Here is a 12,932-nt window from a genome sequence, read left to right on the forward strand (position 1 = left end):
CAACCCTGGCCCGCCCCACTCATCATCCCGACTGGATTATCGATCTCCCCGTGGTCACCGCCACCGAGCCCCAGGCCATGGCCAGTCGTCGCGCCCTAGACCAGGCCCTAGACCAGGCCACTCGCCGGGTATTGTTAGTCTGGCCCTGGGCCAGCTACGTCACCATCGACGACAGCCTAATCAAGCGATTTAGCCAGTTCTTGGAGCGGGGCGGGCAGCTCGAAATTGGCTGGTGCCACCGGGGCGACCAGCACGATGGTCGCTTAGCCTGGCGGATCAGCCAGCGCTGGGGAACTGAGTCAAGTCAACTCCAGTTGCTCAAGGCGGCTTTAAACCAGCTCCTCCCCCTGCGGGAAAACTACGCCGATCGCTTCAAGTTTCGCATCATGGGCACCGCTGAGAGCTATCTGGTCTGCGACAGCGGCGGCAGCGCCCCGCCCGAGCATACCTACGCCATTGTTAGCCTGAAGGCGTTGCCCACCCAGAGTGCAGCCATTCCCGATTTGGAAGCTAAGCTACGCACCTCAGATCCAGCGGTAGTCCAGGCTCTAATTCAGCGCTTTCGCGATCCGGTGATCCCGATTGGCGATACAACCGCCTTCTTTAACCGGGCCACAACCCGCCACGACCTGCGAGACCAACCCGGTGCCATTAGCGACTATAGCCGGGTGATTACCCTCCAGCCCCACCACGCTATTGCCCTCAACAATCGCGGGGTCGCTCAAATGGAGCTCAACCAAGTAGACGCTGCCGAAGCCGACTTGGGCGAAGCCATCAACCAAAATCCTAGACTGTTTGCCCCCTACTGCAACCGGGGCTGGCTCCGGCTTGAGCAACGGCGCTACCCAGCCGCGATCGCAGACTTTACCCAGGCCATTGGCCTTAAGCCCCACCTGCCGATGTCCTACGTCTACCGAGGCAGCGCCCTGCAAAAACTAGGCGATCTCAAAGGCGCCGTGCGCGACTTCAGCGATGCGATCGCCTGCGGTGACCCCATCGCCCTGCCCTACTGCTATCGCAGCGCGGTCTACCAAAGCCAGGGCGATGCCCAGAATGCGATCGCCGATCTAGAGCGAGCCAGCGCCTACCTGGAGGCCCAGGGCGATCATCAAGCGCTCTCGTCGGTGCAGCGCACCCTGGGTCGGTTACAGAGTATGGCGGTGCAGCAGGTGCATCGGTAGTCAGGGTTAGTGCCGCCCTGCTCAGGCGGTGATGGCCATAGTCAATCGCGGTTGGGCGGGTCACGATTTTGGTCAGGCGGAGAGGGTTGGCCAAAGCGGTAAAGTACCCAACCGACTGGATCAACTAAAAACTCAGACAGCCCCCGCGCTAGAGCGCCAATTTTCAGAGCCGTTGGCTGGTTCCGCTTTTGGCTGAGGCACTGACCGAGCAGCCACATTAGCCCCAGCCGAGGGCCGAAAAAAACTGCCGCCAGCAAGACCACCAGGCCAGGTGGCACCTCTCCACTCACCCCCAACGCAGTCAGTACTCCCCAGCCCAGGTCGCCCAGCAGGAGCACCAAACTCAGCCCCAGGGCAATTGTCGAGCCCTGCCAAATGCCTCGGGCTAGCAAGCCATAGAGGGTGGCCAGTAAGAGGGCGATCGCCACGGCCTGTCCTGGTGAAGTTAACGCCCCCAAAAAAGTCAGGGTTACCGGCACACCAGCCAGGAGAGCCACACCGCTGGCTGCGCCAAAGTTCACTCCCCCTGGCACCAGCAGACCAACCACGACAATGGCCGCGGCCATCCAAACCATCAGCCAGCCTGCGATGGTACAGGATGCCTGGGCCGTTGCCTCAGGCGGTTTACGTCGCACCCTAGGTCGTTGCACGATAGGTTTCGCACAATACAATATATCTAGACCTACCATAGCGAATGCTAAGGATTGACGGCAGGTTCAACCCGCACCTCAGAAGATCGGTTTTCGAAGGCTAGGCGGTGCCGCCCAGGAAGGCTAGGGCCAATGCTCAATCAACTGCAACGGACAGTAAACCCCTGGCTAGGCAGTGTTGCCCTGTTTCTAATGACAGCCACAGCGGGGTATGGCGCTTTTTCGTTGGCCTCCGCAACGGTAAACATAGGCTGGATTGGCCCAAATGACTCAATTCCCAATGGCCTTGACCAGGGTATGGTGGCGTTTTTTGCGGCCTCTACCCTAGCGCTGGCGCTGCTGAATCTGGCGCTGAAACGCCCGCCTGATTATCCGCTGATTGTGGCGGGCGCAATGACCATGACCTTTTACCTGCTAGTGCTGCTGCTGCTGGGAATGATGCAGGGGGCGATGTGGTCGGGGAGCTCAAGGGGTAGCAATCGATTGCTGGATGGGGCGATCGCGATATTTGCGGGCCTCAATATTCTGCTGATTCGCTACCGGCTAGTTGGCACCACCGGCAACGGACGCGATCGCTGGGCCAGGGTTGCTCTGGTGACCGGGTCAGGGCTGCTCCTGCTCTATCTGTTGGTCCCCTGGTCGACCGGATGGCTCCTGCTCAAGACCACCGCCGCCAGGGAGCAGGCGGCGGTAGCTACCTTTGGCGCTACCTATATCGCCGCCCAAAACACCCTCCAAACCTGTCCAGCCTTCCATCACCACATTGGCGGCTTAGTCGAGTTGACAGTTTCGCCCTACTGGGGGACTCTCAGCGACAAACCCAACTATGCGATCGGCTCCTACTCGTTTAACTACAGCGGGCAGCAAAACCGAGGGCGGGTTGGCATTACGGTCACCCAGAGCAAGGTCGCTGCCCCCAGCCCAAATCAGTCACCCACCCCTGCGGATCCGGCCTCAGCCTTTACCTATGGTCCTATCTCGGTTTTCCGAGATGGCGATCAGAACTCAGTTCAAATTCGCTGTGACATGTAGCCCGAATCCCGTCAGGCTACTTCTGGTATCTGATCTGGATGAGCTCTCGCACCCCCTCAATATCGCAGACCTCTGCCAGAGGTGGTCTCAGGGTTAGATATAGGCATGCGCCCACTAGCGGCAGCGCCAGCACCGCCGCTGGTAACCAGGGCTGAGTCAGCCCTCGGCGGGTCATATCATCCTTCAATAAAACTGGGAACAACAGCCCCAGGGCGCAAAAGTCGAGGGACATGACGTGAATAAAGCGGCTAGTTTGCCACTAGTGCCAGAAATCGGGCCAGTCGCCGTGAAGCATCGCCAAGACCGCCAGGGCGATCGCCCCTGCCGCCAGCACTGCCCCTAGCCAGCGCGACTCTAGCAGCCGCAGTAGGGTACTTGGGGTACCACTAAAGTCAGGATTGGGCTGCCGCAGGGCCAGGTAGGGCAGCAGCGCCAAGGCCCCGACAGCAAACGAGGCCACTACAAAGGGCCAGGCCCACCAGCGCTGGCCGTGGCCATCGACCAGGGCGATCGCAGCATAGACCAGGGGCCACAGCCCCATGGCGTTAAACAACGCGATGACAGCCGGATTAATGCTCTGCCAATCCCCCGTAGAAAGGCGAAAAATTAAATCATAGGTTCCTGGCTGCTCTGGCGGGGCAAGTATAAACGCATACAGAACAAACCCCAGCCCCAGCCCCCCAAAAATGAATCGACGCATACCAGCCCAAGTACTAAGTTTCTCACCAAATTATCAAACAAAAGCAACGAACCCTGTCAGACCCAGAAAAAGAAAATAAGCTGTATCCGAGCCACACAGCCCCTAGAGAGGGCAACTGTTAAAAAATAATTAAACACGTTTTGAACCGTAAACTTATGTTCCCTGATCGTTAACTAAAGAACCATTAACTTCACCCATAAGCCTATTGCTTGCAATCGTTTTTATACTCTACCTATAGCTCGTCGCCCTACTTTTGGGACTGTACCGTGCGATTAATCGCCCCCCGTGAGTCGGCTACACCTCCGACTCATCACCGTAGTGTTATGCACATTCAATACTTCCTAGAGCTTTATGAAGCCGGATACCGGGATTTCACCGGCATCAGTCTGGTCGGCGCTAACTTTAGCCGCCACATTCTGGTAGAGGTCGATCTCAGCCATGCCAACCTCAAGGGCGCAGATCTGAGCCGATCCTTTCTCACTCAGGCAAACCTCGACTATGCCGACCTTAACTGGGCTAACCTCAGCTTTGCCAAGATGAGCGAAGCCCACCTCGCCCAGGCCGATATGACCAAAGCCAACCTGCGAGGAGCTTTTTTGGTGCGGGCCGACATCCGCCAAGCCAAGCTCAGCGGTGGCGACCTCTGTGGAGCCAACCTGCGCCAAGCCGACCTGCGCGGCGCCAACTTAAGTGGGGCCAACCTGAGCGGCGTCAACCTGCGCGGCGCCAACTTAAGTGGAGCCAACCTATCCTGGGCTCATTTGACTGGGGCTCGGCTCAGCGGCGCCGACCTAGAGCGTACCTGCATGGATGGCACCAACCTAGAGGGAGCCTGGCTCAATGGAGTAGATCTGCGCGGCATGAATCTGGCCGGCGTCAATCTCAAAGAAGCTAAACTCAACGGTGCCAACCTAGACCGGGCTGACATCAGTTCAGCCAACCTTACCCACACCACGATGCGGGGCATCAGCATGATCGGCGCTGACCTCACGGGTTCTGACCTTACTGGAGCAGTGCTGTGGAATAGCACCCTCGATGGAGCTAACCTATCTCGAGCCGACCTTACCCGGGCTAACTTGGGCGAAGCGTCGCTCAAAGCAACCGTGGTAGACGGTACCGAGTTTACCGAATCAGTTCTGCCGATAGAAGCTCGTGCTTACCTTTATGAAGCTGTACAGGGCGAAACCCGTTGGCCCCATCGCCCCGCCCGTGAAACGCTGAATCAATCACAATTTGTCGATCGCGTTCCTCTGCAATAATGTCACTTTCCGAGACTAAGCCCGCAGCGCTCGGGGTCGTACTGGTCACCGCTGGCTCAGAGGCCGAGGCTAATACGATTGCCAGCTTCCTGGTTGAGCAGCGGCTAGCGGCCTGTGTCAGTGTATTTCCCCTATGGTCTATCTACCGCTGGCAGGGCAAAATTGAGCACGAGCCTGAGTGGCAGCTGATTATCAAGACCGATCTCCGCCAGTTTGAGACCCTGAGCCAAACCATTCGCCAGCACCATAGCTATGATCTGCCTGAGATTATAGCCCTACCCATTGCCGCTGGGCTACCCGACTATTTAAGCTGGCTACAAGCCCAGGTGAAGGGTTAGCAATGCCATGTTGTCAAAGCCTGTTGAAAGCAGCCCGTTAATGAAGCTACTGGTCGGGCTCCCCGGCCTCCCGATCCCTAGCAATTGACAATAGTCACCAAACCTCCGCCCCGCCAACTACCCCCGACCATCCGATTTTTGGATCACAAACCCGGGCGATTGATAGCCCTCAGGTAGGTAGTCAGCGGGGATAGTCGAGTGGTTGCCGTCGCGCAGGGCCGAGAAGTGGGGCGACAGAATCTCGATATCAGCTTGATTACAGTAGTCTTGAATATTCTGATGCAGTTCTGAATAGATGCGGGGCATCTTTGTGGGCATGGAGGTGTAGGCGTTGAGCTGATAGCTGACGTTGAAGTCGTTCAGGTCGGTTTGCAACACAAAGGGCCGAGGCTCAGCCGCGATGTGGGCGGTGGCCTGCGCCGCTGCGACCAGCGCCTCGTGCACCTTGCGCCAGGGCAGATCATAGCCAAGGGTAATGGTGGTGTATAGCAGCAGGCAACCGTTCGACTCGCGACAGATGGCGCTGTAGTTGATGACGTTGTGGTTGAGTACCGAAGCATTGGGAATGGTGACGGTCTCTTGTTTGGGGGTGAGCACTCGGGTAACAAACAGCGACTTTTCTTGCACTTCGCCGATGATGTCGTCGATGCGAATGAAGTCACCCAGCTGAAAGGCGCGGGTATAAATCAAGATGATGCCCGACAGAGCATTGGCCACCGCCGACGATGACCCCAGCGTCAACAGTGCTCCCACAAACAGCGACACGCCCTGAAAGGCCGGGGAACCAAACCCTGGCAAATAAGGGCCTGCCATCACCAGGGCGGTCGCCGCAATCAACAGCGTTGCTAGCCGAATCGTGGGCTGTATCCATTCAGGATAAAACCAGGGGTAGACATCGTGGCGACCCAACTCGATGATCACTTGCTTGGCAAACTGAACGATGTAGTAGGTGATCACCATGATCATCGCAATTGTCGCCAGTTTGGGTAGGTAAGCTACCAGCGCCTGAATGATCAGGGTAAGGCGGTAGGCGGTATCTTGCAACAGGTTATCGCCCACAGTTTCGGTAGCCGGAAACTGGCTCAACACAAAGGGTACGTATAGGTATAGCACCCCCAAGATCAGGGCCAATCGACCAAATCGCACCAGCCCGCTGAGCAGATAGCTGGTGGCTCCAGAACCCAGCAGTTGCATGGATTGAAACCGCATTGCCAGGGTGCCCGCTTGCTGCTGCTGCTGAATGCGGGTGAGCAGCTTAGAGCTGATCAAAAACAGCGCTTTGAGAAATAAAACTAGGGCAACCGTGCTGAGTATAGCGGCCAAAATGCTGGTTCCCAGGCGGCGCAGGCTGCGCTTTTCGCGGTAGGCGATCAGGCCCTGCTGAATGCGCTCGACGGCGGTGGCGGCCAGCTCGGGGTGGGGTTGTCCGTAGGCTTTGGCATCGTCTTCGCGCACGGTAAAGAGGACGGTTTCACCAGCGCGTACCACGCTCTGGTCGTCGCCAATATCAGCCTGCACAGCTTCGGGGGCGATCGCGGGGTCGCTGGCGATCCCCGTAATGCGCTGGCTAATAATCGCGGCCCGTTCCTGGGCCGTGGTGACGCCTTCGACGCCCTCGCGCACCAAAAATAGCGATTCACCGTCGAGCACCACTGGGAACCCGTCAATTTTGTTGCCCTCAGGGATATCGGACGGGGCCGACGTACCATTGAGGCTGGGCACTGTGGGGGGGGCTGGGGTCTCGGTAGCTAAGCTGGGGAAACCGACGATGAGAGCCGCTACGGCTAGCGCCAGCGCTAGCCACCGCCCCAGCGTTTTGCCCAAGGCTCGCCCAACACTCGCAATACAAGTCATAGAACGCCAGCGATTAGAGGCTAGAGAATACCATGAAGTGTACGATGCCCCGCTTCTCAGGACACAGATTTGTTCAAATTGTTTAGACCTGACTGTAGGGCTAGGCAGCCCAATGGATGACGTCAGACTAAGAAACCGGTGCCGGCCTACCGGCAGGGTGTTGCTCTAGCACCTTGGCTAGGTACTTACCGGTGTAAGACTGGGGTACCTGGGCCACCTCCTCGGGGGTACCCTGGGCAATTAGCTCGCCGCCGCGATCGCCCCCCTCGGGCCCCAGGTCAACAATCCAATCTGAGCAGCGAATCACGTCCAGGTTGTGCTCGATCATCAGCACCGAGTTGCCCTTATCCACCAGGCGCTGCACCACGTCTAGCAGCTTGTGCACGTCGTAGAACGAGAGGCCAGTGGTCGGCTCGTCAATTAAATACAGCGTTTTACCCGTCGAGCGGCGGGCCAGCTCCGAAGCCAGCTTCATGCGCTGGGCCTCGCCGCCGGAGAGGGTGGGGGCCGTCTGCCCCAGACGAATGTAGCCCAGACCCACATCGACCATGGTTTGCAGGCGACTGGCGGCCTGGGGAATATTCTCGAAAAACGCCAGGGCTTCTTCAGAGGTCATGTTCAGCACATCGGAGATGTTTTTGCCCTTGTAGCTAACCTGTAGGGTATCGCGGTTGTAGCGCGCCCCTTTGCATACCTCACACTGCACGTACACATCGGGGAGAAAGTTCATTTCGATCACGTTCACCCCCTGGCCACCGCAGGCCTCGCAGCGCCCGCCCTTGACGTTAAAGGAGAACTGCCCCGCCTTATAGCCCCGGGCCTTGGCCTCAATGGTTTCGGTAAACAGGTTGCGGATGACGTCAAAGACCCCGGTGTAGGTAGCCGGATTCGATCGCGGCGTGCGCCCAATCGGCGACTGGTCAATGACGATCACCTTATCCAGCGCCTTCAGCCCTTCCAGCTGATCGAGCCGCTTGGGGAAGGGCACCTTGCTGCCAAAGTGGTGCTGCAGGGCGGGGTAGAGCAGATCGTTAACCAGGGTCGATTTGCCCGAACCCGAGACGCCGGTAATGCAGACCAGCGCCCCCAGGGGAAGCTCCACATCCAGGTGCTTGAGGTTGTTGCGGTGGGCGTTTTTGAGGATGAGCGATCGGCCATTGCCCGGTCGCCGCTGGGCGGGGGTGGGAATGCTGCGCCGCCCCGACAGGTAGGCCCCGGTGAGAGAATCTTTAGCTGAGGTCAGGGCTTTGAGGTCGCCCTCGGCCACGATCGCACCGCCGTGGACTCCGGCCCCCGGGCCAATATCCACCAGGTAGTCGGCGTCGCGAATGGTGTCTTCGTCGTGCTCGACCACGATCAGGGTATTGCCCAGGTCGCGCAGCCGGTGCAGGGTATTGAGCAGGCGATCGTTGTCGCGCTGGTGCAGGCCAATGCTGGGCTCGTCGAGCACGTAGAGTACGCCGGTGAGGCCCGAACCAATCTGGGTGGCCAGGCGAATGCGCTGGGCTTCGCCGCCGGAGAGGGTCATGGCGGTGCGGTGCAGGGTGAGATAGTCGAGGCCGACATCCATCATGAACTGGAGGCGGGCGCGAATTTCGCGCAGCACCAGGGCCCCGATTTGCAGCTGCCGGGCCGACAGGGTAGGGGCATGGCTTTCTTCCTCCGCCACCGTTTCGCCCACCAGACCCCGAATGCGCTTGAGGCACTCGCGAATGGAGACATTGGTGAGGTCGCTGATGCTGTAGGGACCGATGCGCACGGCATTGGACTCGGGCTTGAGCCGGGTGCCGTGGCAGACTTCGCAGGTCTGGTCGATCAGGTACTTTTCCAGCTTTTGTTTATGCAGCTCAGAGCTGCTGTCTTTGTACTGGCGATCGAGAATGGGCAACACCCCCTCGTACTGGCGGTGGTAGCCCTTACGCTCACGGTAGCGCGAGTCTGACTCGATATAGATCTTCTCTTCGCTGCCGTGGAGCACGATGTGCTGCTGCTCGGGGGTGAGCTGATCCCACCGGCTCTGAATCTCGAAGCCAAAGGCCTGGCCGACGCTGTAGAGCAGGGAGAAGTAGTAGATGTTGTCTTTCTCTGACCAGGGGGCGATCGCAGCGTAGACCGGCAGACTCGGGTCGGGCACCACCAGGTCGGCGGAGAAGGTGCGCAGGCTGCCCAGACCATGGCAGTGGGGGCAGGCCCCGTAGGGCGAGTTAAACGAGAACAGCCGGGGCGAGAGTTCTTCCATCACAGCGCCGTGCTCGGGGCAGGCGAAGTTTTCAGAAAACACCAGCTCCTTGGGGTGGCCATAGCGGCCCTCTGCTTCTGCCGCCTGGGGCAGGCGATTCTCCGCTGGAGAGGCTGCGCCAACGGTTAGGGATATGACGTTATTTCCGGGTTCTGGTGTCGCTTCGGGCTGAGGTTTTTCCGCCAGAATGTCGATCACGGCGATCCCCTCCGATCGCTTCAGGCAGGTGCGCAGCGAGTCGGCCAGACGGTCTTCTAATCCCTCCTTTTTGACCAGGCGGTCAACCACCACTTCCACGTTGTGGCTGTGGTTTTTATCCAGCTCGATATTGTCGGTGAGTTCGCGCAGTTCGCCGTTGACCCGCACCCGCACAAAGCCCTCGGCGGCCAGGCTAGACAACAGTTTTTTGTGGGTGCCCTTTTTGCCCCGCACCACCGGCGCCAAAATTTGGAAACGGGTGCGATCGGGCAGGGCCATGACCCGATCGATCATCTGGTCGATGGCCTGGGGCGCAATGCTGCGATCGCAGTGGGGGCAGTGGGGGTCGCCTGCCCGCCCGTAGAGCAGGCGCAGGTAGTCGTAGATTTCGGTGACCGTGCCCACCGTCGACCGGGGGTTGTGGGAGGTCGATTTCTGGTCAATGGAAATCGCCGGGCTCAGCCCCTCGATCGCATCTACATCGGGCTTATCGACCTGGCCCAAAAACTGGCGGGCGTAGGCGCTCAGCGACTCGACGTAGCGGCGCTGACCCTCGGCAAAAATGGTGTCAAAGGCCAGGGATGACTTGCCCGAGCCCGACACCCCGGTAAACACAATCAGCTGATTGCGGGGAATCTCCAGGTCTAGATTCTTCAGGTTGTGCTGACGAGCGCCGCGAATGCGAATGACGTTGTCGTCGAGGGCGGCTTGATGGTGAGCTAGTTCGGTAGTGCTGCTCTTGCTGTCAGTGTTCCTCTTACCTGCGGTAGAATTGCCCTTGCCGGATCCTCGACCGTTGCGAGAAGCAGATTTCTTAGCAGAGGCGTCCGATTTGGGCATGTCTGGGGGATTAGTGACAACGCCTTATCAATTTAACGTTATTCTGTCAGATCTTTCACGGCGAACAGGTACAACTGTCCCACTACCAAATATAGAATCCGCCGCTTGGTAATGGCGTTATGTTGGCCGTATTTTCAGCACTAAGCATTAGAGAAGTGCTGGCGAATGTTAAAGCGCCCATCGCTAGCACATAGAGAGTCAATACAATTCATTCACCTCTACTCATAAAAGCTCCACAGTCTGACGCCGCTCGATCGCCGTAGATTCCAGGTAAGGCTGCAGGCTGGCCAAGCTCTTGTGCCCTGAAATTTCCTGGATGCGCCGCGTGCTCATGCCCTGACGCAGTAGATGGGTAAGTGCCCCCCGCCGGGTGCTGTAGGGGCTGTAGCCCGATAGTCCCATCTTTGCGTAGACGCGGGCCAGGGCGTTGTAGTAAGCCCGATAAGTGAGATGTCCGCCCGCTTGGCCAGGGAATAACCACCCGCTTTCTGGTGGCTGATAGGCCCGTAGCTCAGCGGCCAGCTGCCGACAGCAGGGCACCTCCCTAGTTTTGCGATCCTTCCGAGTACTCCGGGGAATCACAATTGTTTCTCTGGGCCGTCGTTTCTCTGGGTCTGAATAAACATTCTTGACGCTCAGAGAGAGCACGGCGCTAGGGCGATCGGTAGTGTACCAGCACAGGGCAAAAATCAGCCTGTGGTGGTTTGACTCGAATAAATTTAGCGCCTTTGTGAATTCTTGTTTACTCAGCGGTTCGGCCTGTCCATTTCCGTCGATCTTCATGTTCTTGTTTTCCTGAAAAAAGAAGTAAAACCGGAATTTCTAGAGCCACTTATAAAGATTGAAATCGTCTGAAGCCTTACTAAATAGCAGTTTCACGATTTCATCGTACTGCGTGAAATCTCTAAAAGTGGCATATTTCCAGTTCAGTTTGCCCAGCCTATAACGGGTTTAGTCTTTATGAAGAAAACCCATGGTCGACTTTAACCGCAGCACGGACATGCCCGCCGCAATTAATACGCTAGAACGCTACGTCGCCCACGGCATTTTGACGTTAAATAACCTGTTTTCATCGCTGACCTATCAGGAGCTGCCCGGCGCACTGCTAGAGCGGGTCTGCGACGTGAATATTGTCACTGCTGCCGACGGCACAACCCGCCTGATCGCGCGGGTGAGTCTGCCCTTAGACCCGGCCTACATCACCTCAACGACACAGAAACTCTGGACGTTTGCCCAGGAATTCAAGGAAGCCACTATTCCCGCCGCCTATAAGGTTGATTAACCCCGGCCATGAGCATTTCAACCCGCTACGCCTGGCTGGAAGCTACAACGGGGATGAGGCTCCCCACGGCCCAGACTCATACGCCGTCTAGTGCCACGCCGCAAAGCGGCCCCGTTTACCGAGTTAACACGACCCCGCCATCGGCTCCAATCAACCGGGGTTCTCCTCTGCCGACAGGTCGGTTACAGCCCAGCTTTGCCGCCGATCCATTCGTCACCTATCAGCCCGGCTACGAACCCAGCTACAGCCGCCTAACTCCACAGTCAGCCACCAATCCTACCATCACGCCAAATCGGCCCGCCGTGGCTTCTGCCCGGCCCTCGGTGGCCCCCTATGCAAACTCCCAACCGGTAGTAAATAACGCTTATACCCCCGGTGCCAACTATCGGCCCAGCGGTTCGGGCATTGCCGCCAAGAATGCCGCCGCTGCAAGAGGTGCAACCGGAGCCCAGGCCGCCGCCGCCGCCCGCGCCGCCGCCCCGACTGTTGTTTCTCCGGCCATGGCTGCAAGAGGTACCCTTGGAGCCGTCCCCTTAATCGGAGCCGGTCTATCTGGTGCCGTCATGGCCGGTTATGCCAAGGCAAACGGTGCTGACTGGTGGGAGACTGCTGGGGTCGGTGTCGGTGCTGCTGTTGGCACCATGCTGGGCCAGGCTGGCGGTGCCGCCGCCGGGGCCGTGGCGACCGTAAACCCTGTCGGTGCTGCTGTCGGAGGTGTCGCCGGAGGTGCCGCCGGTAGCATTGCCGGAGCGTCGATCGGCGGTGCTGTGGGTCGGGCCACCGGCTCTGTGCTAGGCCGTATACCCGGCGTTGGCGGTGCCTTCGCGGGAACCGCCGCCGGTATCCTGCCCGGCGGCGGCATACTAGCCGCCGGTGCTGACCTGGTTCGTGATTTTCTGCAATCTGACGACGTAGCAGGCCCGGCGATCGCCACGCCTGAGGATGGGCTAGATACTCCCCCCCTAGATGCTCTGAACTGGCCTGCCAACCTGGGTTTTGGTATCCATTACACAAGCGGTCAACCGGCCAAGATTTGCGGGAAACTGCTAAACCCTGGAATCTTCTTCAATGGCTCATATAATCAGCGATTTGCTATGGGAATCGCCCTCTACAAAGCCTCACCTAGCTCCCTAGAGCAGTCTATTCAGGTTTTTACTAATAATTCTTACTGGGGATCTGCCCCTGTCCTGATTGGCTCCCAATCCAACGGCTTCCCAGGCCCGACTTGTAGTAGCCCCGACTATTCCCAGCCCGCCCAGCCTGCCGCCCCTGCCAATCGCCCGACCGATCGCCCGACCCGTGACCCCTACAACCCCCTCGAAGAACTAGCCCGTCCTGCAAGCCCGGCCACTGTACCCC

General features: G+C 58.6%; 9 protein-coding genes and 2 pseudogenes. 6 read left to right on the forward strand and 5 right to left on the reverse strand.

Annotation, left to right across the window (positions count from 1 at the left end; genetic code table 11):
- A partial coding sequence (locus IQ254_RS25060; protein WP_193968886.1) for a tetratricopeptide repeat protein occupies positions 1 to 1,181 on the forward strand: 1,181 nt, incomplete at its 5' end.
- A 41-nt stretch (positions 1,182 to 1,222) separates the two neighbouring features.
- On the opposite strand, the gene IQ254_RS25065 is transcribed toward IQ254_RS25060, so the two are convergent.
- A complete protein-coding gene (locus IQ254_RS25065) occupies positions 1,223 to 1,831 on the reverse strand; it encodes a hypothetical protein (RefSeq protein ID WP_193968887.1) in 609 nt (202 codons plus the stop codon).
- 132 nt (positions 1,832 to 1,963) lie between these two features.
- On the opposite strand from IQ254_RS25065, the gene IQ254_RS25070 reads away from it, so the two are divergent.
- Entirely contained in the window at positions 1,964 to 2,863 is a 900-nt protein-coding gene (locus IQ254_RS25070) for a hypothetical protein (RefSeq protein ID WP_193968888.1), read from the forward strand.
- A 16-nt stretch (positions 2,864 to 2,879) separates the two neighbouring features.
- Here IQ254_RS25070 and IQ254_RS33920 read toward each other — a convergent pair.
- A pseudogene (locus IQ254_RS33920) lies at positions 2,880 to 3,563 on the reverse strand (DUF2834 domain-containing protein).
- 209 nt (positions 3,564 to 3,772) lie between these two features.
- Here IQ254_RS33920 and IQ254_RS32750 point away from each other — a divergent pair.
- Positions 3,773 to 4,822 (forward strand): pentapeptide repeat-containing protein, encoded by a 1,050-nt coding sequence (locus IQ254_RS32750; RefSeq protein WP_278000365.1) that lies wholly within the window; start codon positions 3,773 to 3,775, stop codon positions 4,820 to 4,822.
- Positions 4,822 to 5,160: a divalent-cation tolerance protein CutA gene (gene cutA, locus IQ254_RS25085; RefSeq protein WP_193968889.1), complete on the forward strand. Its 339-nt coding sequence runs from the start codon at positions 4,822 to 4,824 to the stop codon at positions 5,158 to 5,160. The genes IQ254_RS32750 and cutA overlap by 1 nt, the downstream gene beginning before the upstream one ends.
- Before the next feature lie 117 nt (positions 5,161 to 5,277).
- Here the strand turns inward: cutA and IQ254_RS25090 are convergent, their stop codons facing one another.
- From IQ254_RS25090 to IQ254_RS25100, 3 genes are all read right to left on the reverse strand, one after another.
- Positions 5,278 to 7,014 carry a mechanosensitive ion channel family protein gene (locus IQ254_RS25090; protein WP_193968890.1) on the reverse strand — a complete coding sequence of 579 codons (1,737 nt, stop codon included), beginning with the start codon at positions 7,012 to 7,014 and terminating at the stop codon, positions 5,278 to 5,280.
- A gap of 127 nt (positions 7,015 to 7,141) precedes the next feature.
- Positions 7,142 to 10,291 carry an excinuclease ABC subunit UvrA gene (gene uvrA, locus IQ254_RS25095; protein WP_193968891.1) on the reverse strand — a complete coding sequence of 1,050 codons (3,150 nt, stop codon included), beginning with the start codon at positions 10,289 to 10,291 and terminating at the stop codon, positions 7,142 to 7,144.
- 222 nt (positions 10,292 to 10,513) lie between these two features.
- The gene (locus IQ254_RS25100; protein WP_193968892.1) at positions 10,514 to 11,074 is read right to left on the reverse strand and encodes a tyrosine-type recombinase/integrase; all 561 of its coding nucleotides are present in this window, start codon (positions 11,072 to 11,074) and stop codon (positions 10,514 to 10,516) included.
- A gap of 190 nt (positions 11,075 to 11,264) precedes the next feature.
- Between IQ254_RS25100 and IQ254_RS25105 the strand changes: the two genes are divergently transcribed.
- Together IQ254_RS25105 and IQ254_RS25110 are read left to right on the forward strand one after the other, a co-directional pair.
- Complete coding sequence (locus IQ254_RS25105; RefSeq protein ID WP_193968893.1) at positions 11,265 to 11,573, forward strand: glucose-6-phosphate dehydrogenase; 309 nt, start codon at positions 11,265 to 11,267, stop codon at positions 11,571 to 11,573.
- 8 nt (positions 11,574 to 11,581) lie between these two features.
- Positions 11,582 to 12,932: pseudogene (locus tag IQ254_RS25110) on the forward strand (hypothetical protein); the annotation flags it as partial.

Origin of the sequence: Nodosilinea sp. LEGE 07088 (genome assembly GCF_015207395.1) — a bacterium.
In the GTDB taxonomy this organism is placed as follows: Bacteria; Cyanobacteriota; Cyanobacteriia; order Phormidesmidales; family Phormidesmidaceae; genus Nodosilinea.